Genomic DNA, 22,403 nt, shown 5'->3' with positions numbered 1-22,403 from the left:
TCTTTTGCAATATTTGTATGGTTTTTGATTTCTGAAAGAAAAACGACTAAATGAAATACCTGCCTGTCATAATAGCCTTTCTCTTATTTTCTGCCACAGGATCTGCTCAGGAATTTGAAATTCCGGCTGCGATCTCTGTAGGCGAAACAGCTGATTTCGGCCTCGAGAGAAGAACCGTTCCCAGTCTGTCCTTACTGGCTCCCGCAATACCTTCTCAAAATCTCACTTTAACTGAAGTTAATTTTAGTAAAGAAGTGAAAAGAGAAGTGAATTTGGTGGCTGTCATGGAGAGAGAACGCTATGAAAAAGAAAGCCGCTATATTGAACTGGAATCACCCATGCCCAATTTAAGCCGATCTGAACAGGGAATGATCGAGGTGACCAACGATTTTAGAATTCACGACCGCAGTTCCAATTATGACATCTACACAGGGAAGAAAAAGATCCCGGCTTACGAAGACATTCAGGTGCCACTATTTAGCAGTCCGCTACATTCCCGCGGCAGGGTAAGAGGCTTTGTCTCACCCAATAACTACAATCCTTATTTGAGATAAATTCCGCTGTCTTTAATATCTACCAGCCGCTGTTTGTAAAGATTCCCCAGCGCCCTTTTAAAGCTCTTTTTGCTCATTTGCAACTGCTTTTGTATCTCTTCAGGCGAAGATTTATCGGTAAGTTTCAAAAAACCTCCTTTTAACTCGAGAATGGTAAGTAACTCCTGGGCATTAGGCTCAATGCTCCTGTAGCCAGGCCTTTGCAGTGTCACATCTATCTTTCCGTCAGGACGGGTTTTCTTGACGTATCCCGTTAATTTATCGCCGGTGTGCAGTTTTTGAAAAACATCATCTTTGTAAAGCAATCCGCGGTGCAACTGATTCACGATCACGTTCCAGCCCAATTCGGTAGGATTGCTTACAATAAGTTCTACTTCTTCAAAAGGCTCTACGGTCAGTTCTGTATTATCGAGGAATGCATTCGTCTTGCTCGATGCCACCAGTCTGCCGGTAAGCTCATCTAGGTAACAGAAAACGAGATAACGATCGCCTTTTCGCATTTTTGTCACCTGTTCCTTAAAGGGCACAAAAAGGTGTTTTTCCAGCCCCCAGTCCAAAAAAGCCCCAATATCAGAAACCTCAACGCACTTTAGATAACCAAATTCATCCAGTTTGATGAAAGGTTTCAGGGTGGTGGCTACAGGCCGCTCCTCATGGTCTAGGTACACGAAAACCTCAAGCTCATCTTCCAGTTCATAGTTTTCAGGTTTGTACTTATTGGGCAACAAAACCTCATCGCCATCCTCATTTTTCAGGAAAAGTCCCGGTTCGGTATCTCTGTCTATCTTTAAAGTATGGTATTCGCCAATTGTAAGCATGATCTCAATTTATCCTGCAAAGGTACTGTATTTTTCACGGCTTTTCTTCGGAAGGATTTCAATCCTTCATAAAGCTGAAGTATTCCAGCAACACCTCGTCATTTACCTTTCTCGGGGTGAAGATCTCCAGCACTTTCGGTTTTTCTGAAGCATCAAAAAAGCCATTTAGCCGCATCTCTATTTCTTGGGAAGAACTGGCTGAAGCATACTCAAAGCCATGCAGATCACAAACAGGTTTGGCGTTAAGCTCATGCACGGTTTCAAAGTAGGTATCAAAAATTTCGAAATTCTTATCTCCCGGAAGTATCCTGAAGATCCCGCCACCCTGGTTGTTCAGAATGATAATTCTGTAGTTCTTCGGAATGTAATTGTTCCATAAAGCGTTACTGTCGTAGAAAAAGCTCAGGTCACCGGTGATCATCAGGACCGGCTCGTTCGAGATCATGGCCGCCCCCACTGAAGTGGATATGCTGCCGTCAATTCCGCTGGTGCCACGGTTACAGTAGATACTAAGGCTCTCCTTCCATTTAAAAAGCTGCGCGTACCTTATGGTTGAACTGTTGGCCAGGTGTAAAATGTGACCTTCGGGCATTCGGGGAACAACAGCCTGCATGGCCTTAAGATCTGAATATGGGATCCTGTCCATATATTCATCGTGGCGCACCTGTCGCCTGCTTCTCACCTCCTGCCAAAATTGGGCGTAAGTGCTTTCCACTTCTTTGGTCAGCGGAAAGAAGTGAGTGAAAAATGAATTTACCGAAGTTTCAAAATGTTTGTTGAGGCAGAAAAAGGTGTTGTAAGCCTTTTTCGTATCAATATGCCAGTGGTGTTTTGGCTGGTAACTTCGAAGGAAGGCTTTGATCTTTTTGGATACGATCATTCCTCCGAAAGTCAAAAGGATGTCGGGTTGCAGAGCTTCGAACATCTCCTCCTTGTTTTCGTCCTTTTCTATAGGGCCAATCACCGTATCTATCCGGGTGAAGAACTTTGGATGATGCACATTTGAAGTGGTTTCGGTAAAGACGATGACCGACTCATCTTCGGCCAGCCTGTCCAGGAATTGTTGTTCTACAGCATTCGGTTGGGCCACCCCCACGATCACCATCTTTCGCTTCGCTTTGTTCCATAAATCAGCATACGCCTGCAGCTGATTTTCAGAATACGTTCTTTCGACTACCTCTGGCAGGATCTGGATAGGAATCACTTCCACGTCCTCTACAAGATCGTATAAAGGCTCGTAAAACGGTACATTGATGTGAACGGGACCTTTTCCTTCAATAGCTTTGTTCAACGCAAGGTTGATCTCCCGTTCGTTGTGCTTCTGAGATTCAAACTGCTTTTGCTGCAGTTTTTTATCTACAGCCTCATTTTCGAGTACCAGTTCAGAATGCAGATTCGCTGAATAAAGAATGTGATTCTCAAAAACGTTCTTTTGGCGGATGGTTTGTCCGTCCCCAATGTCAATGCGTTCTACCGGCCTGTCTGCGGAGATGACCACCAGCGGAATATCACTGTAAAAGGCTTCTGAAATAGCCGGATAATAATTGAGAAGTGCCGACCCGGAGGTACACACCACCGCTACAGGTTTTCCCAATTGCTGGGCCATACCCAGCGCCACAAATCCAGCACAGCGTTCGTCAACCACGCTATAGGTGGAAATGTTCGGGTTCAATGCAAATCCGTTGGTAAGAGGTGCGTTCCTCGATCCCGGCGAGATCACCACATGCTGAATGTTTTTGGCTTCGCAAAGAGCGACGATGGAACGGGCGACTGGTATTCTGGGGTATTTCACTATTTGATCAATTTTTGGAGACCTAACAGGTTTTGAAAACCTGTTAGGTCTGGTCCACGAATTTACGATTTCCAAAGAACTTCAAAGACTTATTTAAAAAGCACTTTTTTCATGGTCTGGGATTTATTGACCGTTTCTTCCCACTCTGCCACGGGATCGGAATCTTTGGTAATCCCGCCTCCAACAAAAATACTGACAGTGTCGTCTTCTATCTTCATGCACCTAAGGTTGACATAAAGCGCTGTTTCCTGTTTCACCGCACGATAAGCAAGGTTTTCCACATTCCTTCTCGTTCTGGAGCGCTGTATATTTTTTTGAAGATTCAATTCCCCCAAAAACCCAGTGTAAAATTCCCGGTCATACCCCTCTTCAGAAAGGATAAATTCTTTGGCTTTTTTCTTCGGAAGTCCGCACACCGCCGGGGTGGGGTGAAGGGCTGCAACTAAAGCGTTCACACCTGCCTTTTCCGAATTTGGAATTTGGAATTTGGTGCTTGGAATTTGACCAGTAATATCGGTTCTCAAATGGAGTAAATTTCCTGCTTTGGTGGTATATACTTCAGACCTCTGGATCTCTTCCGTAGAGACACCGGCCTTTTCAAGATTCTTAAGAATAGAATCTGTCACAAAAAGTTGTTCCTGCTTTTCCTTATCTCTCCACTCAACTTCTGTAGTTCCCTGATATTTCTGAGTGCCGGCCAAAGCCATGGTCTTGAATCTATTGCCTTCCACCTTTAATAAAGTCTCGGGCGTTGCGGCAAGCCAAACCTTAGTGGCCGGATGATACCAGAGATAGACAAAAGCAGCAGGATAAGTTTTAAGGAGCCTGCGAAACAACTCTACAGGATCTACTCCAGGAATATTGATCTCCTCTTTTCTGGAAAGCACCACTTTTTCCAGTTCTCCGGATTTCAATTTTTCCAATGCACTTTTTACCAGGGAAACATGTTCTTCTTTTGCTGGATTATCTGCTTCGGAAGGAGCATCAACAGAAGGATTTTCCTCACCAGAAGTGAGTCCGGAAGTCTCGAAAATGATCTTTTCAGATCCCTTTTCAGGAATAAGAAATTTCTGCTCCTTATCGTCAAAAGGGGCAAAAACGAAGCCTTTTTCAGTAAGTTCTTCAGAATAGAATATTTCAGCCGACTTCTGCAAAAATGCGGTTCCACTATTTTCGCCCGGCTTCCTGTAAGCTACAAAAGGTAAATTTTGGGCGTACTGCTTCCCAAGCCGGTCAAAAAACTGTTCTTCGGTCATTACTGCTTCTTTTTTGGAAGGGTGATCGTGGTCAATTTCACTACCGAAATAAGGTTTTCGGATTCATCTGTGATGCGAATGTCCCAAAGCTGGGTGGTCCTGCCCTTATGCAGGTAAGTCGCTTTGGCAATTACAAAGCCTTCAGAAATGCTTTTTATATGGTTGGCCGCGATCTCAATGCCGCGAACGTAGAATTCATCTGTATCCAGAAAAAGATAACTGGCCATGCTGCCCACGCTTTCTGCCAGGGCAACTGTGGCCCCACCGTGTAAGACGCCATCGGGCTGATGCACTTTAGGTGTAACAGGCATTGTAGCAACAAGGAAGTCTTCTCCGGCTTCAGTAAATTCAATTTCAAGGGTTTCCATGAGCGTGTTCTTGCACACTTTTTTTGACAGCTCGCGAATTTCCTTTTGGGTCATAATGATTAGATTGGTTACTTTGTAAAAGTACGAAACCTGTGAAGATCTTGTAACGGATTCTTTCTATAGTAAAAAAAGGAGCCGCAATGTAACGACTCCTTTTACTTATTAAACCAAAATATAATGTTATCACCAAGTTGGAGTCATTGTGTATTCTCCTGTAGTAGAACCTCCCCAAGAGCTTAGAATTACTCGGTAAGTCCCACTTTCAGGAGCGCTATTTACTACCAATTCAGTAGATGTTCCCCCGTTTCCAGCAGAAGCCACAACATCACCAGTAGGTGAAATTAAACGTATAATTGGTCTAAACGTACCTGAAGTTTGACCTACTGCAATATGAATAAAATTACCTTGATTTACTGTTAAGGACCACTGATCAAGGTCCCCTAAAGGGATGTTTCCTGAATAATCTGTTCCGTTAATTAAATTCCCACCTTCATCCCCATTTGGTACCACAAAAGCGGTCGGAGCTTGAGCTAAACGTAAAACATATTCACCAGTTGAAACCCCGCCCCAAGAACTCACGATAACTCTATAAGTTCCACTTGTGGGCGCATCATAAACCACCATTTCTGTTGATAAGCCACCGTTTCCGGCAGAGTTTACCACATCACCCGATGGTGAAATTAAACGTATAATCGGACGGAATTCCCCTGAAGTATTACCAATCGACAAATGAATAAATTCTCCAACATCAGCTGTAAAACTCCATTGATCAAGATCACCAAGAGGTATTTGGCCCAAATGATTTCCACCATTGGTCAATTCACCTCCTTCATCATTGGAAGGAACAACAAATTCTTCAGGTGCATGGGCTAAGCGTAACGCATATTCACCACTACTACTGGCTCCCCAAGCACCAACGATTACTCGATAAGTACCGGTTACAGGTGCGTCGGCCAATAAAAGTTCAGTTATGGTTCCGCCATTGCCAGCTGAAACCAACAATTCACCTGAAGGTGAAAGTAAACGAATTAATGGACGTAAATTACCAGAAGTTTGAGCCATTGTTAGGTGAATAAAATCTCCCTGATCAGCTGTAAAAGACCAAGTATCTAATTCTCCCAAGATAATTTCTCCTGTGTGGTTAGCACCATTGGTCAAAGATCCACCATCTCCCGGATTTCCTGTATTTTCACAGGCATCTCCCTCACCATCAGAATCAGCATCAGCCTGGTCTGGATTTGCAGTATCCTTGCAATTATCGCAGGCATCACCTATTCCATCTCCATCCGCATCGGCCTGGTCTGGATTCGAAACATTGGGGCAGTTGTCTTCATCATTACCCATTCCATCGCCGTCATCATCTGCAGCCTCGCAGGCATCACCTGTTCCATCTTCATCGCCGTCTTCCTGGTTCGGGTTGGCATTATCTGGACAGTTGTCACAGGCATCTCCTACTCCGTCTTCATCAGAATCAGCCTGATCGGCATTAGCGGTATTCGGACAGTTATCAACATCATCGGCAATACCATCTTCATCTGAATCGGGAGCAGCTTCTTCACAGGCATCCCCTGTTCCGTCTTCATCGCTGTCTTCCTGGTTGGGGTTGGCAGTATCCTTACAATTGTCACAGGCATCACCTACCCCGTCCTCATCAGCATCAGCCTGATCGGCATTTGCTGTTTTAGGGCAGTTATCTACATCATCGGCAATACCATCTTCATCTGAATCGGGAGCAGCTTCTTCACAGGCATCCCCTGTTCCGTCTTCATCGCTGTCTTCCTGGTTGGGGTTGGCAGTATCCTTACAATTGTCACAGGCATCACCTACCCCGTCTTCATCTGAGTCGGCCTGATCGGCATTTGCGGTATTGGGGCAATTATCAGAATCGTCCATAATTCCGTCATCATCAGAATCTACAGGGCCTCCGTTCCCATCGTCTTCGCAATTAAACCGCAGGTGCCTGTACTCGACTTCCTCCTCACCGGTGAAATTTTCAGAAATATCATTCCAGCTAAGGGTACCACTAAGAACCATTGCATCTACGGTTCCGTAGTTGTCTTCCCAGCTTTCCAAAGTCACTTCATAATAAAGATAAGCCTCATCATCTGCCACTCCATCAGCGGGATGAGGAACAGCCAGACATACCGGATTTGCAAAGTAATCACCGTCTGCATTCATTCCTGTTTCAGGGACTTCACCAGTGTATAATACCACTCCTGATGAATCTGTACCTCGCCAGATGTTTACGCTATAATTTGCAGGATAATGCCTTCCGTCATTATCACAGTAGTTGGCAAAGAAGCAAAAGTCAACCACTTCGCCTGGTTCGAGCTCAAAGAAAAGGTAGCCGTATTGATTGACCATCCTATCATCATAACACAAGACGTCTACATCAACATACTTTTTCACTCCGGCTCCAAGGTTAAATTCCAGAGGAAGTGGGGAGTCTACCCAACTTGCAAAGTCACCTGTGGCTAAAGGAGCAACCCAAATGATCTCACTTGACTCGGCTGCAGGATCTCCATTATATACCACAAAATAATCCAGGGAGTAAGGTCCCGGCTCTAATTCAAGTTCAAGAGATTCTTCGGTAAAATATTCTTCTACACCGTCATCGTCATAATCTCCCGGAGTAGGATTTACTTCTATGACCAGAGGGTTTTCAGCAGTACCCACTTCTTCAGTCCCACTCAGCACAATTTCAACAAAAGCAGGGGCATCATCAGAACAGGCTGGAAGGTCGTCCAGGGCCTGCTTTAATCCAGATCGATTGGTCAGATCATTTAAAACAGCTCCAAAGGAAAGAGTAGATTTCACATCTTCCGGAATTGTTTCATCTTCCTTGCTACAGTAAGTAAACAGCAACGTACTTGCCGCCAGTAGCATCAGGTAAAGTTTAATTTTTTTCATTTGAAAAAAGATTAATGAATTGTTTAAAAAAAGTCACCACTACATTATCCTTCAAAAGAATATGCATAAAGGTCTTGTAGGGAGTAAACTCAGCAGGCAGTCCATCTTGGATGAAACAAGGCTCATAATCCTGCAAAATTTAAGAGTAGGGTTGGTCATTGGAGGAATATTGTCAATTCACCCTCTCCTTTTGGAGGTGTTGACATAGTGCTCGAGAAACGGGGGAAGGATAAGTACGGAAAGAAATGAGGCCTTGTAGGAGCTCCAAAATTCAATCCTGAAATTACGATAATATGTCGCGCAATTTAGAATTACAGGCCTTTATCTTACATTTTTAACTCATTGTTAATCAGATTCTTACAATGCGCTAAGCATGAATAAATCTTGTTAAATAAATACCTATACCATCTGTCAGTGTATCAGAAAAAATGAGGATTAACAATGATTTACAATTATTCTAATGCGAAAAAACCTGTTAATTGTAGGAGAAAAACAGGTTAGATTGCGATAAAAAAGATTTTCGTTTCTTTATTTCAATGCAATCATGAACTTTTATGTGTCTGATTTTCAAAAAATCAAAAATTATGACCAACGAAAAAGAGGTTTCTTATCAAACCACCAATACCTATAGCACCCTGAATGATTTTACCGAAAAGACAAAGAATGTGTGGGTGGTCTTTCACGGCATTGGTTACCTGAGCCGTTATTTTCAGAAATATTTCCGCCACCTGAATAAAGAAGAGAACTACATCATTGCTCCACAGGCACCTTCTAAATACTATTTAAATGGTAAATATGAACATGTAGGAGCATCCTGGGCAACCCGGGAAAATACAGAACTTGAAATTCAAAACCTGCTGGCCTACCTGGATGAAATTTACAAAACAGAAAACCTTGAAAATGCTCCTAACCTGATCCTTTTCGGTTACTCGCAGGGCGTTTCTGTTGTGTCCCGCTGGGTTGCACGGCGGAAGATCAACTGCTCCAGACTCATTTTTCACTCCGGCCGACTACCCCAAGAATTAAAGAGTGAGGATTTCATTTTTTTAGGTGATACAGAAGTCAGTTTTGTTTACGGCACAGATGATCCTTTTGTAAGTGAAGAATTTCTGGCTTCAGAAAAAGAGCGGCTAAAAACCTTATTTCCGAAGAACCTGAAGTTACTTCCTTTTGATGGAGGACACGAGGTAAATAAAGAGATCATACTGAAGTTGGCCGAGGAATAGTTTCTTAGCCTTAGCTTTGTCAGGTCGAGACCTCATTCCAACATGCTGCTTCATAGAGACCTCTCGACTCCGCTCGAAGTGACATTTAGCAAAAAACCTAAATTCATCCCTGAAATAAGTTCAGCCTTGACGTACGGAAAACTTAAGGCAAAAAAAAAGCGCTGACCCGAGAAAACTGGGTCAGCGCTTTCAATTTATTCCCAACTCCTCCCCTTATTTAAAGGGGAGGCCGGGAGGGGTTTATTTCACCTCCTCAAAATCAACGTCTTCTACATCGTCACCTTGCTTGGAATCGCCACCGGCTTGTTCACCACCAGCTGGTCCTCCCTGGGCTCCGGTTGCGCCTTGTTGGGCACCACCCTGAGCTTCGGCTTGTGCTTTGTACATTTCTTCTGAAGCTACCTTCCATGCCTCATTGATCTTGTCTAATGCAGGCTGAATGGTTTCTACTTCTTTTGTTTCATAAGCTTTCTTCAACTCTTCCAAAGCATCTTCGATAGGCTTCTTCTTGTCATCAGAAAGTTTATCACCAAATTCCTTCAACTGTTTTTCAGTCTGGAAGATCATAGCATCAGCTTCGTTCAGCTTATCTACTTTCTCTTTGGCTTTTTTATCAGTTTCAGCATTGGCTTCAGCTTCCTGCTTCATCTTTTGGATCTCTTCTTCGGTCAATCCTGAAGAGGCCTCGATACGGATGTCCTGAGATTTACCGGTAGCCTTGTCTGTAGCGCTTACTTTGATGATACCGTTGGCATCGATATCAAAGGTCACTTCAATTTGAGGAGTTCCTCTTGGCGCAGGTGGAATACCGTCTAAGTGGAATCTACCGATCGTCTTGTTATCGGCAGCCATTGGACGCTCTCCCTGTAACACGTGGATCTCAACAGACGGCTGATTGTCGGCCGCAGTAGAGAACACCTGTGATTTCTTGGTTGGGATCGTAGTGTTCGCCTCGATCAATTTGGTCATCACCCCACCCATGGTCTCAATACCAAGAGATAACGGAGTCACATCAAGTAACAATACATCCTTAACATCTCCGGTCAATACACCACCCTGGATAGCTGCACCGATCGCTACAACCTCATCTGGGTTCACACCTTTAGAAGGTTTCTTTCCGAAGAATTTTTCAACCTCTTCCTGGATCTTAGGAATACGGGTTGAACCACCAACAAGGATTACCTCGTCAATATCACTTTTTGAAAGACCTGCATCACTAAGCGCTTTTTGCACAGGATCCATAGAACGTTTCACCAAAGTATCGGCAAGTTGCTCAAATTTAGATCTTGTAAGCGTCTCAACAAGGTGTTTAGGTCCGCTAGCAGTAGCGGTCACGTATGGCAGGTTGATCTCGGTTTGAGAAGAAGAAGAAAGCTCGATCTTCGCTTTCTCAGCAGCTTCTTTTAAACGCTGAAGTGCCATTGGGTCTTTTCTCAGGTCGATATCTTCAGCTTTCTGGAAGGTATCGGCAAGGAAGTCAATGATCACCTCATCAAAATCGTCACCACCAAGGTGAGTATCTCCGTTAGTAGATAATACTTCAAATACTCCGTCTCCTAATTCAAGGATGGAGATATCAAATGTACCTCCACCAAGGTCATAAACAGCGATCTTCTGGTCCTGAGACTTCTTGTCAAGTCCGTAAGCCAGTGCAGCTGCAGTTGGCTCGTTGATGATACGTCTTACTTTAAGACCAGCGATCTCCCCGGCTTCTTTGGTAGCCTGGCGCTGAGAGTCATTAAAGTAAGCAGGAACGGTAATTACCGCTTCGTTCACATCCTGTCCAAGATAATCTTCAGCAGTTTTCTTCATTTTCTGAAGGATCATTGCTGAAAGTTCCTGAGGAGTATACATACGCCCATCAACCTGAACTCTTGGAGTATCATTATCTCCTTTTACAACTTTATAAGGAACTCTTCCCGCTTCTTTAGAAGATTCAGAATATTTATTCCCCATGAATCTCTTAATGGAAGAGATGGTTTTTTCCGGATTGGTTACAGCCTGACGCTTTGCAGGGTCCCCGACTTTTATTTCACCTCCTTCTACAAAAGCGATCACAGAAGGAGTAGTTCGTTTTCCTTCGGCATTAGGTATCACCGTTGGCTCGTTACCTTCCATTACGGCAACACAGGAGTTGGTAGTACCTAAGTCGATTCCAATTATTTTACTCATAATCTATAGGTTGTTATTTGTTGTTTCCTAAATTAAATTTTCGATCATCCACTTAAAGTCAATCATTATGCCAGCAGAAATTATATGACAGGATGTCATTTTTGACTGTTCAGCTGAACATTTCCGCAGAACCAACCGACAAAATTGTCAATATTTTTATTTCTGAATTCTTTGAAGGTATTATTACCTTTGCCCGCTAAATTGACGGAATGGAAAGTATCAGCGTATTCGATATGCTCAAAATAGGGGTTGGACCGTCCAGCTCCCACACCCTTGGCCCATGGCGTGCCGGCGAAAGATGGATCAAAGAACTTAAAGAAGCCGGAAAGTTTGATCTGGTTGAAGGTGTGACCATACATTTATACGGTTCCCTCTCCCTTACCGGAATAGGCCATGCCACAGATCTTGCCTCATTACTGGGGCTTCTAGGATACGATCCTGTTACCATTCCTGTTGAAAATATTGATCCCGAAATCAATAATATCAAAACTTTCAATCGGCTTAACCTTAACCAGGAGCGCAGTATTGACTTTGACTTCGAAAACGATATCGTTTTCAACAAGAAGTTCCTCCCGTTCCATCCCAACGGGATGAAGTTCACCGCCCGGCTAAGCAACGGAAAAACTACCTCTTCTACCTTTTATTCCATTGGCGGGGGCTTTGTGGTGAAAGAGGAAAGAAAGAACGCTAAAAAACAGCTTCAGAAATTCAAGCAATTTCCTTTTCCAATCGTAAAGGGAACCGATCTTGCTCATTTCTGCAAACAGGAGAACAAGAAGATCTCCGAGATCGTTTATGAAAACGAGAAATCTCTTCGTACCGAAGAAGAGATCGATGCAGGACTTAAAGCCGTGTGGGATGTCATGCTTGAGTCGATGTACCTGGGGTGTCATACAGAAGGTATCTTGCCAGGAGGTTTAAATGTACGCCGCCGGGCTCCGGACTCTCACAAAAAACTGATCGGAGATTTCAAATATGATACTCCGGAAGAATGGATCGAAGTCATTCGAAAGACCGAAGTGAAATTCCGCTCCATCTTAAAATGGGTAAGCTGTTTCGCTTTGGGGGTGAACGAAGTGAACGCTTCTTTAGGTCGGGTGGTAACTGCGCCTACCAATGGAAGCGCCGGAGTGATTCCCGCCGTATTGATGTACTACCTCACAATTGAGAACCACGATGCCGGATTCGAGAAAATAAAGCAGTTCCTGCTGGTTGCCGGGGAAATTGGAAGTCTGTTCAAGAAAGGCGCTACAATTTCAGCAGCTATGGGCGGTTGTCAGGCAGAGATCGGAGTTTCCTCTTCAATGGCCGCCGGTGCTTTAGCCGAAGTGATGGGTGGTACACCTGAACAGGTCATGATGGCTTCTGAAATTGCCATGGAACACCACCTGGGCCTTACCTGTGATCCAATTGCCGGCCTTGTTCAGATTCCGTGTATCGAGCGAAATTCAATGGGTGCCATTAAAGCGATCAATGCTGCCGAAATGGCCCTCGATGCTGATTCTATTCACGCAAAAGTGCCTTTAGACAAAGTGATCGAGACCATGTGGGAAACCGCGAAAGATATGAATTCCAAATACAAGGAAACCTCAGAAGGCGGACTTGCCGTGAGGGTGAGCTTGAGTGACTGTTAGGTAAGATAAGAGATTTTAGTATTGAGATTTGAGATTTTGACTTCCCCGCCCTTCGGGCACCCCTCCTTAAAAAAGGAGGGGAATATTTAGGAGTAGCAAGCGCTTTCCTCTTGCAGGTAGTACAAATGCGAAGCAAAAAAAGGAGATAGTTCCTCCACCTGTGGAGAGTTTCACGCAGTGAAATTTACTCCAACGTTCCCCTCCTTGTCAAGGAGGGGTGGCAGCCGGAAGGCTGACGGGGTGGTCAGATTTTATTTCAACTTCTTCTCCTCACATCCTTCCCTCCTCCTGGTGTCGATCAAATAAATAATCTTCCAGTCGCCATTTTCCTTAAACAGCTGGAAATTGTTGACCCCACAATGACTAAATTCTTCGTTGATATACAATGAATATGGTGTCCAGGCATTGGCCATGGCGCCGTCTATTTTTATTTCAAAGCTGTGCAGAACTTCTTTAAAATCGGTGTCCAAAGGAATGGAAACGATCCCCTTCAGCACTTTATGAATGTCCTCCTGGTGAAGTTTTATTTCTCCAGACTTTGCCTTTCCTATTGTTTGCACGATAACACCATCTGCCAGTACCGATTTCATGATCACTGAGTCCCTGGCATGAAATCCTTCAAAGAAGGTTTCGACTGTTTTCTTTATTGCTTCTTCTTCCGAAGAATTTTGAGCCGAGATGGTAAAGGTCAGGCAGAAAAAAAGCAGGCTGAACGAAAATCTTTTCATTTTTGGATAGTTTTGAATGTAGAAGCCGAATTTACTACTTTTACAGGAATTTTAAATCCACCTACATGTCAGTCGCTAAAAAACAATACAAACGTGTCACTACGAAATCCCTGGTAGAGATGAAATCTCAGGGAGAAAAGATCGCAATGTTGACCGCCTATGATTATACCATGGCCAAGATCGTTGACGGAGCGGGGATCGATGTCATCCTGGTAGGAGATTCGGCCAGTAATGTAATGGCGGGACATGAAACGACGCTTCCCATCACCCTTGACCAGATGATCTATCATGCCGCCAGTGTAATTCGTGCTGTGCATCGCGCTTTAGTGGTGGTAGACCTTCCCTTCGGAAGTTACCAAAGTGATCCTAAAGAGGCTTTGCGCTCTGCGATAAGGATCATGAAAGAGAGCGGTGGACATGCCGTAAAGCTCGAAGGAGGAAAAGAGATCAAGGATTCTGTAAAACGGATCCTCCATGCCGGAATTCCTGTGATGGGTCACCTTGGACTTACCCCTCAATCCATCTATAAATTCGGTACTTATACAGTACGTGCCAAGGAAGAAGCCGAAGCGGCTAAATTAAAAGCCGATGCCCTGATGCTGGAAAAAGCCGGATGTTTTGCCCTTGTTCTGGAAAAAGTCCCTGCCAAACTTGCACAAGAAGTAGCAGAGAGCCTTACCATTCCGGTCATAGGAATTGGAGCCGGAAACGGCGTGGACGGCCAGGTGCTGGTCACTCATGACATGATAGGGATGACCCATGAGTTTAATCCGCGTTTCCTAAGACGTTACCTTGATCTTTATACCGAAATGACCAGTGCTTTTGAGAAGTACAGGGATGATGTGAAGAGTCGGGATTTTCCTTCGGATGAGGAACAGTATTAATAATTCAAGGTTCATGGTTTAAGGTTCATGGTTGACCGCAGAAATCTTTAATTGAACCGTCTTTGCGAAGGAGCTTTAAAGCGACTGAAGCAATCTCCCTCTCATGAAAAATGACCTTATTTCTGCAAAAATAAATATCTTAAAATTTCTCTTTTTTGGAAGATAAAGTAATTTCCACTCCCCAGAACCTGCAGGTTCTCTATGAAGACAATCACCTGATCATCGTGAACAAGCGGCCGGGTGATATCGTGCAGGGAGACAAAACCGGGGATGTGCCGCTAAGCGAGGTGGTAAAAGAATATTTAAAGGTCAAATACAACAAACCTGGAAATGTTTACCTGGGTGTGGTTCACCGGCTCGACCGGCCTACCAGCGGAATAGTAGTATTTGCCAGAACTTCAAAAGCCCTTCCACGGCTCAACAAGCTTTTTAAAGAAAAAGACGCAAAAAAGACTTATTGGGCGATCGTAAAGAATGCGCCTCCAAAACAGCAGGACAGGCTGGTGCATTTTATGAAACGAAATCCAAAACAGAACAAATCTTACGCTCACCTCAAAGAAGTAGCCGATTCCAAAAAGGCCATTTTGGACTACCATGTTTTAAATCAATTTAATAATTATTACCTGCTGGAAGTTGACCTTCACACAGGAAGACATCACCAGATTAGAAGTCAGCTATCAGCCATTGGCTGCCCAATCAAAGGGGATCTTAAGTACGGATTTGATCGCAGCAACAAAGACGCGAGCATTCATCTGCACGCCAGAAAACTTGTTCTCACCCATCCGGTAAAGAAGGAGAAGCTGGAGATCATTGCTCCGCCACCGAAAGATCCCTTGTGGGATGCCTGCGTTTAGGTATTTCTGAAGCTAATTTTTCCTAATGAAACTGATCAAAATCAAACTTGATCAACAGGGGATTTTGTATCTTTAAGTAGATCAGGAATAAATTTCCGTTTCTCCTCCAAAAACGGATCTGCCCTAAATTCTCTCCAATCTTTCTCTACCCATTTTATTGGCACTTTCTCAGATTCCCCCCCATTAAAAGTAGCATCTAATTCTTATCAAAATGAAAACAACTATTGTATTTGTGCTTTTGGTCGGGGCAACCTTCTTTCAGCAAAATGCCTACAGTTTTGAACAAGTTCCAGATACCGCAAAAGCTAACCGATCCTCGAAACAGGATTCGGCACAGTATCTAATGAATCTTGTCAAAGATGCGGCAGAAATGGTAAAAAAGGATGGAACCGCCGCATTTGAGGAATTCAGGAAACCCGGTAGCCGCTGGCGCCAGGGAGAAACCTACATTTTCGTATTGGATAAAGAAGGCAACATGTTGGTGCACACAGATCCTGAAATGGAAAACAAGAACCAGCTCGACCTGAAGGATGTCAATGGAAAACCCATTATTCGTGGGCTCCTGTCTGCCGCTTCAGCCTTGCCCGATAAGCAGGAGGGCTGGTTCCATTACCAATGGCCGACACCCGAGGGACTTCTTCCCCGCTGGAAAAGCAGTTTTGTAAAAGCCGTCAGCTCACCCGAGGGAAAGGAATACATTATTGGCAGCGGAATGTATACAGACCGTATGGAAAAGGAGTTTGTCACCCATATGGTGGATGAGGCCGTTGCAGAGATCGAAATAAAAGGTAAGGCTGCGTTCAAAGACTTCTATGACCCGGCAGGACCTTTCCTGATCAAGGATACCTATATCTTCGTCATGGACACCTCTGGGGTGGAACTGGTAAATCCCGCCTTTAAAAATCTTGAAGGACGAAACCTCATGGATCTTAAGGATACCGAAAACAAGTTCCTGGTAAAGGAGATGTTCAAAACCGTAAAAAAGGACACTGCGGGATGGGTGAATTATATGTGGCCAAAACCAGGAGACAATCTCTCCACCCAGAAATCGGCTTATGTAAAAAAGGCACAGCTGGATGATAATTGGGTATTGGTGGGAGCCGGGGTCTATCTGGCTGATGCTCCAAAAACTGCCTTAAAACGAGAGGAGATCACCCCTTTTGACCTCAAAAATTTCGTGACCGATGCAGCTGTGAAACTGGAAAAAGAGGGCGAAAAGGCGTTCCCAGATTTCAGGAGAAAAGAATCACAGTGGTTTGAGGGGGATAAATATTTGTTTGTCTGGGACCTTGACGGAAAAAGGATCTTTCATGCAGCTAATCCTTCAATAGAAGGAGAGGTTGTCGATGGAACTACAGATGCCATGGACAGGCCTTATGGAAAAATGTTCCTTGAAACTGCTTCTTCCCCGACAGGCGAAGGCTGGGTGCATTATGTGTATCCTGAACCGGGAGACATATTTCCCGCCTGGAAATCCAGCTACATCAAAAAAGTAACCTTTCCTTCTGGAAAAGAACATCTTGTAGGCAGCGGGATCTACAATATGAAAATGGATGAAACTCTTATCGAGGATATGGTAGAACAGGCAGCAGCCTTGATCAAGGAGCAGGGCCGGAAAGCTTTTGATGTACTAAGGGATAAAAAAGGTCCTTTCTATTTTATGGACACTTATATTTTCGTCACCAGCCCAGAAGGTACCGAACTGGTCAACCCCGCCCAGCCCACTCTGGAAGGCCGGAACCTGATTGACCTGAAAGACCTTAAGGGGGATCTTACAGTGAAAAAGGAGATCGATCTTGCCATGGACAAGGGCAGCGGATGGCTGGAGATGACCTGGTTCAAACCCGGTACCAATACTCCCGCTCCTAAAATGACCTTTGTGAAAAAAGCAGAAGCCAACGGAGAAACTTTTATTGTGGGTTCAGGATATTACCCGGATAAAAACTAATTGAACAAAAATTTAATCTCTTTTATTTTTCTTTTCCGCGATCTTATCAAGAGCAAGATTGTCCTTACTGCCAATATGGGAGTGGTTTTTTAGATCTGTAGGTTCATAGGTGCCATTTTGTACCTGTTCGCCTATTTGTTTATAAGCGTCCCTAAATGAACTTCCCTGCACCACCAGGTCATTTATACTGTCTACGGTAAACAGATATCTGTACTTATCATCCTTCAGGTCAATCTCCTTTACAATAATAAGACCAATAGAATACGTAAAAACATCAAGGATCTCTTTGATATTTTCAACCGCGTAAATACTGTTCTCTTTGATCAACTGAAGATCTCTGTGGTAACCGCTTGGAAGATTGTTTGTGATAAGGATCATTTCATTGGCGATCGCCTGCAGCTTATTGCATTTTCCCCTGATGAGTTCAAAAACATCCGGGTTTTTCTTGTGGGGCATGATACTGGAACCGGTAGTAAGTTCATCGGGAAAGCTGATGAAATCGAAGTTCTGACTCATATAAAGGCAGATATCCATAGCAAATCGTGAAAGCGTATTTGCCAGGGATGCTATATTGGAGGTTACCGTACGCTCACATTTCCCCCTGCTCATTTGCGCGGCTACCACGTTGTATTTTAAAGTGGAGAATCCAAGTTCTTTGGTAGTAAACTCTCTGTCAATCGGAAATGATGATCCGTAACCTGCCGCCGAGCCTAAAGGATTCTGATCGACGATCTTCAAACCTGCTTTCAGTAAATGCAGGTCATCTATCAATATTTCGGCGTAAGCTGAAAACCATAAACCGAAAGAAGAAGGCATGGCCACCTGCAGGTGGGTGTATCCCGGTAATAATTTATCCTGATGCTTTTCAGCAAGCCCTAAAAGGACATCTATCAATTCAGAAGTTTTTCCGGAAATTTCCTGCAGATTCTCCTTGAAGTACAACTGCATGGCAACTAAAACCTGGTCATTCCTTGACCTGGCCGTATGTATCTTTTTGCCCGTATCTCCAAGCGATTTGGTTAGCTCAAATTCAATTTTTGAATGCACATCTTCAAAATCCTTTTCGATCTGAAAGCTTCCCGACTCCACTTGCTGCTGAAGTTTTTCAAGCTCAAAAAGAATAACCTTCACTTCTTCCCCGTCAAGAATCCCGATCTTCCCAAGCATTTTTGCGTGGGCAGCCGAAGCTGTTAGGTCATACTTTGCCAGGTGCATATCCAGCTCCCGGTCGTTCCCAACCGTGAAATTTTCTATTTTTTGATCTATAGAGTTTCCTTTGTCCCAGAGTTTCATATTATTTTTCTTTTAATTCTGAACTTGTTGTTTCAAAGCTCTTTCAAGCAGTTTTATATATTTTTCAATTCCTTCCTCTATCTCATATACATATATGAATTCATCGGCGGAATGTGACCTGGTGGAATCTCCCGGTCCCAGTTTTAGAGAAGGGCAGCTAAGCATGGCCTGGTCAGATAATGTAGGTGAGCCATAGGTATTCATTCCCAGAGAAATTCCTGATTTCACCAGTTCATGATCTAACGGGATGGAGGAAGAATTCAACCGAAGCGATCTGGCAGTAATACGATCAACCGGAGCATTTTTCTGCAGGATTTCTTCGATCTCTTTATTAGAATACTGGTCATTCACCCTCACGTCGATCACCAGGTCAACGTTAGCGGGCACCACATTGTGTTGTGAGCCGGCGTTGATCTGCGTAACGGTTAACTTTACATCTCCTAAGACCTCCGACCTTCTTTCAAATTCAAACTCCCGAAACCAGTCCAGGATTTTTGCTGTCTTATAAATGGCATTGTCTTCATTGGGATGCGCGGCATGGGAAGGCGTTCCCTTTATGACAGCATCAAACACAACAAGGCCTTTTTCTGCTACCGCCAGGTCCATCAGGGTAGGCTCACCAACTATGGCAACATCTATCTTCGGAAGGAGGGGTAAAAGACAGGCTATTCCGTTCTTTCCATTGGTTTCCTCTTCCGCAGTACCTGCAAAAATCAGATTGTATTCCAGATCTTCAGACTCATAAAACCAGGTAAAGGCCGCTAAAAGCGAAACCAGGCAACCCCCGGCATCATTGCTTCCCAGGCCAAATAATTTTCCATCTTCTATTTCTGCCTTGAACGGGTCACGGGTATAAGCCGAATTGGGTTTTACGGTATCATGATGGGAATTGAGCAACAAGGTCGGTTTTGAGCCATCAAAGTGCCTGTTCACCGCCCACACATTGTTCAAATGCCTTTTATACGGAATTTCTCTTTCTGAAAACCAGTTTTCGAGCAGGGCTGCGGTTTCATCCTCCTCTCCTGAAAAGGATTGGGTCTCTATCAGTTCCTTTAAAAGCCCGATCGCCTGCTGTTGTAATTTTGTCAATTCCATCATTTTACAATTTCGGTGTGAAGAGAGGTTTTGCTCAGCAATCTTTCATTTCCCAGACAGATCTTTGAAACCCCTTTTTCAAGGGCTTCAAAGCAATTCTGAAGTTTCGGAAGCATACCTTCAGTGATCACTTTATCCTTCAGTAATTCCCCGTATTTATTTCGATCTATGTGTTCAATTACAGATTCCTCATTTGTGACATCTGCCAAAACTCCGTTTTTTCCGAAGAGATAAAACAATTGGGGTTCGTACAATTCACTCATTGACATGGCTATTTCCGCGGCAACCGAATCGCCATTTGTATTCAGCAGTTCTCCCTCACTTGTACAGGAGATCGCCGAAAAGACCGGAACCATCCCGGCCTTCAAAAGTGAATTTATAAAGGAAGTATTGATGGTTTCAATATCGCCAACAAATCCGAAATCGATCTCTGCAACTTTTCGTTTTTTTGAAATGATACTTCTGCCGTCTGCCCCGCACAACCCAATTGCATTGCAGTTCAAAGCCTGTAGTTTACCTACAATCGTCTTATTGATCCATCCCGCATAGGTCATCACGATGACTTTCAAAGAATTTTCATCGGTGATCCTTCGGCCGTCGATCATTTTGGTCTCAAAACCGAGTTTGGCAGCAATTTCAGTGGCCATATTTCCACCGCCATGCACCAGGATCTTCGGGCCTTGGAGAGCAATAAAGTCCAAAAGGAAAGCCTGCAACTTAGTTTCATCTTCAATGAGCTTCCCTCCTATTTTTATGACCTTTAATGTTTCCTTTATCATCACTTATTGTTTTCCAGAATTCTCTTTAATACAGCCTGCGCCGCGAAAGTTCGGTTTCCTGCCTGTTGAATGACCACGGAATTTTCACCGTCCAGAACTTCATCTGCTATCACCACATTTCTCCTTACAGGCAGGCAGTGCATCACCTTTGCATCATTTGTAAGACCTAGTTTTTTATTATCAACTGTCCAGGCAGGATTTTCACTCAGGATCTTTCCGTAGTGCTCGTAACTGCTCCAGTTCTTCACATAAACGAAATCGGCGTCTTTTAAAGCCTTTTCCTGATCGTGATAAACCGGAGTATCTTTTCTGACGTCTTTACTCAGGTCATAGCCTTCGGGATTGGTGATCACCAGGTCCACATCCATTTTTTGCATGTATTCCACAAGGGAATTGGGAACCGATTGCGGCAAAGCCCTGGGATGCGGGGCCCAGGTAAGCACAACTTTCGGCCTTTTTTTAGTGCTCATTTCAGTAATGGTCATCGCATCGGTAAGCGCCTGTAAGGGATGTCCCGTCGCGCTTTCCAGGTTCACAACTGGTACGGTCGCATATTTTGTGAACCCCAAGAAGACCTGATCTGCCTCATCCTTTTCCCTGTTTTCCAGCCCGGGAAAGGCTCGTACGGCGATGATATCGCAGTACTGGGAAAGCACGCCGGCAGCTTCCTTGATATGTTCAGCTTTATTGGAGTTCATGATCGCTCCGTCTTCAAACTCTAAAGCCCAGCCATCCTTATCGGCATTCATCACCATAACATCCATTCCCAGGAGCTTTGCGGCCTTTTCGGTGCTTAAACGGGTTCGAAGGCTGGGATTGAAAAACAGCATTCCCAAGGTCTTTCCTTTTCCCAAAGAGAGAGCCGAATTTTCCTTTTTAAGCTGCAATGCTTCTGAAACAAGCTCCTGCAGGTCATTTACATCTTCTATTCCTATATACTTCTTCATCTTATTAATTTTGTGTTTGAGCCAGGGCAACTTCAATTGCCTGGAAAAACCGGTCAAAATGATCTTTTTGAATGTTCAATGGCGGCAGGATCCTCAATAAATTCTTATTGGAGGCCGCCCCTGTGAAAATATGATGTTTGAACAGCAATTCCTTCCGAAGGGCTGCCACTTCAAAATCGAATTCCAGTCCGATCATTAGTCCCCTGCCTTTTAACTTTTTTAATTGCGGAATTTCATTGGATCTTTCCTTTACATACTCATACAGATCTTTAGCATTTTCTGAAAGAGCTTCATTTTTAAGAACATCCAGAACTGCGATCCCGGCAGCACAGGCCAGGTGGTTCCCTCCAAAGGTCGTGCCCAGCATGCCGTGGCTGGCTTTGATCTCTTCAGCAATAAGGATCCCGCCAATTGGAAATCCGTTGCCCATTCCCTTGGCCACAGAAATTATGTCTGGTTGGATACCATGCTTCTGAAAGGCGAAAAAATCCCCCGTTCTTCCGTAACCCGACTGAACTTCATCTGCGATCAAAAGCGTTCCATGTTGCTTACACAACCTTTCCACTGTTCGATAGAATTCCGTAGAAGCTTCATCCAGGCCACCCACCCCCTGGATAGCCTCGAAAATAACGGCTGCAACATCCTTTTTGGATAGCTCCTTTTCCAGGCTTTTTGGGTCATCAAAACAGACCTTTGTTACTTCATGTCGCTGATTGAAAGGAGCTTTTATCTTTTCATTATCGGTTACTGCAACCACTCCGGAAGTCCTTCCGTGGAAGGCATTTTCAAAATAGATCACCCTGCTTCTCCCGGTTTGAAAAGAAGCCACTTTTAAGGCATTTTCATTCGCTTCGGCTCCCGAGTTGCACAAAAAGAGATTGTAATTCTCACACCCGGACAGTTTCCCAAGTTTCTCTGCCAATTCCTCCTGCAGAGGGTTTTTTATTGAATTGGAATAAAATCCTAGTTTTTGAACCTGTTCGCTAATTGCGTTTACGTACTCAGGATGCGCATGCCCGATCGAGATCACCGCGTGACCGCCGTACAGGTCCAGATATTTAGTTCCATTTTCATCAAACACATGCACGCCTTCCCCTTTTACGGGGGTGATGTCGTATAACGGATAAACGTCAAATAAATTCATA

General features: G+C 44.1%; 18 protein-coding genes. 6 read left to right on the top strand and 12 right to left on the bottom strand.

All coding sequences use genetic code 11. The annotated features are described in order from the left end of the window. Nucleotides 1-50 precede the first annotated feature (50 nt). Entirely contained in the window at nucleotides 51-554 is a 504-nt protein-coding gene (locus BLS64_RS06005; protein WP_093112607.1) for a hypothetical protein, read from the top strand. Here the strand turns inward: BLS64_RS06005 and BLS64_RS06000 are convergent. The 5 genes from BLS64_RS06000 to BLS64_RS15455 all read right to left on the bottom strand — a co-directional run bounded on the left by BLS64_RS06000 (nucleotide 542) and on the right by BLS64_RS15455 (nucleotide 7,698). Beyond that, nucleotides 542-1,372 carry a CvfB family protein gene (locus tag BLS64_RS06000; RefSeq protein ID WP_093112606.1) on the bottom strand — a complete coding sequence of 277 codons (831 nt, stop codon included), beginning with the start codon at nucleotides 1,370-1,372 and terminating at the stop codon, nucleotides 542-544. The two genes, BLS64_RS06005 and BLS64_RS06000, sit on opposite strands and share 13 nt — an antisense overlap. Before the next feature lie 58 nt (nucleotides 1,373-1,430). Then, nucleotides 1,431-3,164 carry a 2-succinyl-5-enolpyruvyl-6-hydroxy-3-cyclohexene-1-carboxylic-acid synthase gene (gene menD / locus BLS64_RS05995; protein WP_093112943.1) on the bottom strand — a complete coding sequence of 578 codons (1,734 nt, stop codon included), beginning with the start codon at nucleotides 3,162-3,164 and terminating at the stop codon, nucleotides 1,431-1,433. Between the two features lie 89 nt (nucleotides 3,165-3,253). Next, on the bottom strand, nucleotides 3,254-4,420 hold the full coding sequence (locus BLS64_RS05990) for a chorismate-binding protein (protein ID WP_093112605.1): 1,167 nt from the start codon (nucleotides 4,418-4,420) through the stop codon (nucleotides 3,254-3,256). Further along, on the bottom strand, nucleotides 4,420-4,842 hold the full coding sequence (locus BLS64_RS05985; RefSeq protein ID WP_093112604.1) for a PaaI family thioesterase: 423 nt from the start codon (nucleotides 4,840-4,842) through the stop codon (nucleotides 4,420-4,422). The genes BLS64_RS05990 and BLS64_RS05985 overlap by 1 nt, the downstream gene beginning before the upstream one ends. A gap of 129 nt (nucleotides 4,843-4,971) precedes the next feature. Continuing rightward, nucleotides 4,972-7,698: a thrombospondin type 3 repeat-containing protein gene (locus BLS64_RS15455; protein WP_093228633.1), complete on the bottom strand. Its 2,727-nt coding sequence runs from the start codon at nucleotides 7,696-7,698 to the stop codon at nucleotides 4,972-4,974. 584 nt (nucleotides 7,699-8,282) lie between these two features. On the opposite strand from BLS64_RS15455, the gene BLS64_RS05975 reads away from it, so the two are divergent. Then, nucleotides 8,283-8,924: an alpha/beta hydrolase gene (locus tag BLS64_RS05975; RefSeq protein WP_093112942.1), complete on the top strand. Its 642-nt coding sequence runs from the start codon at nucleotides 8,283-8,285 to the stop codon at nucleotides 8,922-8,924. A 240-nt stretch (nucleotides 8,925-9,164) separates the two neighbouring features. On the opposite strand, the gene dnaK is transcribed toward BLS64_RS05975, so the two are convergent. Continuing rightward, nucleotides 9,165-11,096: a molecular chaperone DnaK gene (gene dnaK / locus BLS64_RS05970; RefSeq protein ID WP_093112602.1), complete on the bottom strand. Its 1,932-nt coding sequence runs from the start codon at nucleotides 11,094-11,096 to the stop codon at nucleotides 9,165-9,167. A 209-nt stretch (nucleotides 11,097-11,305) separates the two neighbouring features. Between dnaK and BLS64_RS05965 the strand changes: the two genes are divergently transcribed. After that, a complete protein-coding gene (locus tag BLS64_RS05965; protein WP_093112601.1) occupies nucleotides 11,306-12,730 on the top strand; it encodes an L-serine ammonia-lyase in 1,425 nt (474 codons plus the stop codon). A 251-nt stretch (nucleotides 12,731-12,981) separates the two neighbouring features. On the opposite strand, the gene BLS64_RS05960 is transcribed toward BLS64_RS05965, so the two are convergent. Continuing rightward, nucleotides 12,982-13,458, bottom strand: coding sequence for a 3-methyl-2-oxobutanoate hydroxymethyltransferase (locus BLS64_RS05960; protein WP_093112600.1), 477 nt, complete (start codon nucleotides 13,456-13,458; stop codon nucleotides 12,982-12,984). Nucleotides 13,459-13,523: 65 nt separating this feature from the next. Here BLS64_RS05960 and panB point away from each other — a divergent pair, with 65 nt between their 5' ends. The 3 genes from panB (at nucleotide 13,524) to BLS64_RS05945 (ending at nucleotide 17,144) form a co-directional block, all read left to right on the top strand. Further along, nucleotides 13,524-14,342, top strand: coding sequence for a 3-methyl-2-oxobutanoate hydroxymethyltransferase (gene panB / locus BLS64_RS05955; RefSeq protein ID WP_093112599.1), 819 nt, complete (start codon nucleotides 13,524-13,526; stop codon nucleotides 14,340-14,342). Between the two features lie 155 nt (nucleotides 14,343-14,497). Continuing rightward, on the top strand, nucleotides 14,498-15,196 hold the full coding sequence (locus tag BLS64_RS05950) for an RluA family pseudouridine synthase (protein WP_093112598.1): 699 nt from the start codon (nucleotides 14,498-14,500) through the stop codon (nucleotides 15,194-15,196). 211 nt (nucleotides 15,197-15,407) lie between these two features. Beyond that, nucleotides 15,408-17,144 carry a cache domain-containing protein gene (locus tag BLS64_RS05945; RefSeq protein ID WP_093112597.1) on the top strand — a complete coding sequence of 579 codons (1,737 nt, stop codon included), beginning with the start codon at nucleotides 15,408-15,410 and terminating at the stop codon, nucleotides 17,142-17,144. 12 nt (nucleotides 17,145-17,156) lie between these two features. Here BLS64_RS05945 and argH read toward each other — a convergent pair whose 3' ends face one another. Genes argH through BLS64_RS05920 form a run of 5 tightly spaced genes read right to left on the bottom strand, consistent with a single transcriptional unit; the run spans nucleotide 17,157 to nucleotide 22,402 of the window. Beyond that, nucleotides 17,157-18,437 carry an argininosuccinate lyase gene (gene argH, locus BLS64_RS05940; protein WP_093112596.1) on the bottom strand — a complete coding sequence of 427 codons (1,281 nt, stop codon included), beginning with the start codon at nucleotides 18,435-18,437 and terminating at the stop codon, nucleotides 17,157-17,159. 12 nt (nucleotides 18,438-18,449) lie between these two features. Next, nucleotides 18,450-19,532, bottom strand: a complete 1,083-nt coding sequence (locus tag BLS64_RS05935; protein WP_093112941.1) for a M20 family metallo-hydrolase — start codon at nucleotides 19,530-19,532, stop codon at nucleotides 18,450-18,452. Beyond that, nucleotides 19,532-20,311, bottom strand: a complete 780-nt coding sequence (argB, locus tag BLS64_RS05930) for an acetylglutamate kinase (protein ID WP_093112595.1) — start codon at nucleotides 20,309-20,311, stop codon at nucleotides 19,532-19,534. The genes BLS64_RS05935 and argB overlap by 1 nt, the downstream gene beginning before the upstream one ends. Then, nucleotides 20,311-21,258, bottom strand: a complete 948-nt coding sequence (locus tag BLS64_RS05925; protein WP_093112940.1) for an N-acetylornithine carbamoyltransferase — start codon at nucleotides 21,256-21,258, stop codon at nucleotides 20,311-20,313. The genes argB and BLS64_RS05925 overlap by 1 nt, the downstream gene beginning before the upstream one ends. A 4-nt stretch (nucleotides 21,259-21,262) precedes the next feature. Then, nucleotides 21,263-22,402: an aspartate aminotransferase family protein gene (locus BLS64_RS05920; protein ID WP_093112594.1), complete on the bottom strand. Its 1,140-nt coding sequence runs from the start codon at nucleotides 22,400-22,402 to the stop codon at nucleotides 21,263-21,265. Between the last annotated feature and the right edge of the window lies 1 nt (nucleotide 22,403).

Origin of the sequence: Salinimicrobium catena, from assembly GCF_900102915.1 — a bacterium.
Taxonomy (GTDB): domain Bacteria; phylum Bacteroidota; class Bacteroidia; order Flavobacteriales; family Flavobacteriaceae; genus Salinimicrobium; species Salinimicrobium catena.
The sequence above is the reverse complement of the archived record's forward strand: the minus strand, read 5'-3'. Positions and strand labels throughout refer to the sequence as shown.

Coding starts and splice junctions, on each gene's coding strand:
- dnaK (WP_093112602.1), bottom strand. CDS start 11,096: ATGAGTAAAATAATTGGAATCGACTTAGGTACTACCAACTCCTGTGTT.
- BLS64_RS15455 (WP_093228633.1), bottom strand. CDS start 7,698: ATGAAAAAAATTAAACTTTACCTGATGCTACTGGCGGCAAGTACGTTG.
- BLS64_RS05935 (WP_093112941.1), bottom strand. CDS start 19,532: ATGGAATTGACAAAATTACAACAGCAGGCGATCGGGCTTTTAAAGGAA.
- BLS64_RS06000 (WP_093112606.1), bottom strand. CDS start 1,372: ATGCTTACAATTGGCGAATACCATACTTTAAAGATAGACAGAGATACC.
- BLS64_RS05975 (WP_093112942.1), top strand. CDS start 8,283: ATGACCAACGAAAAAGAGGTTTCTTATCAAACCACCAATACCTATAGC.
- panB (WP_093112599.1), top strand. CDS start 13,524: ATGTCAGTCGCTAAAAAACAATACAAACGTGTCACTACGAAATCCCTG.
- BLS64_RS05925 (WP_093112940.1), bottom strand. CDS start 21,258: ATGAAGAAGTATATAGGAATAGAAGATGTAAATGACCTGCAGGAGCTT.
- BLS64_RS06005 (WP_093112607.1), top strand. CDS start 51: ATGAAATACCTGCCTGTCATAATAGCCTTTCTCTTATTTTCTGCCACA.
- BLS64_RS05960 (WP_093112600.1), bottom strand. CDS start 13,458: ATGAAAAGATTTTCGTTCAGCCTGCTTTTTTTCTGCCTGACCTTTACC.
- BLS64_RS05920 (WP_093112594.1), bottom strand. CDS start 22,402: ATGAATTTATTTGACGTTTATCCGTTATACGACATCACCCCCGTAAAA.
- BLS64_RS05945 (WP_093112597.1), top strand. CDS start 15,408: ATGAAAACAACTATTGTATTTGTGCTTTTGGTCGGGGCAACCTTCTTT.
- argB (WP_093112595.1), bottom strand. CDS start 20,311: ATGATAAAGGAAACATTAAAGGTCATAAAAATAGGAGGGAAGCTCATT.
- BLS64_RS05985 (WP_093112604.1), bottom strand. CDS start 4,842: ATGACCCAAAAGGAAATTCGCGAGCTGTCAAAAAAAGTGTGCAAGAAC.
- BLS64_RS05990 (WP_093112605.1), bottom strand. CDS start 4,420: ATGACCGAAGAACAGTTTTTTGACCGGCTTGGGAAGCAGTACGCCCAA.
- BLS64_RS05965 (WP_093112601.1), top strand. CDS start 11,306: ATGGAAAGTATCAGCGTATTCGATATGCTCAAAATAGGGGTTGGACCG.
- argH (WP_093112596.1), bottom strand. CDS start 18,437: ATGAAACTCTGGGACAAAGGAAACTCTATAGATCAAAAAATAGAAAAT.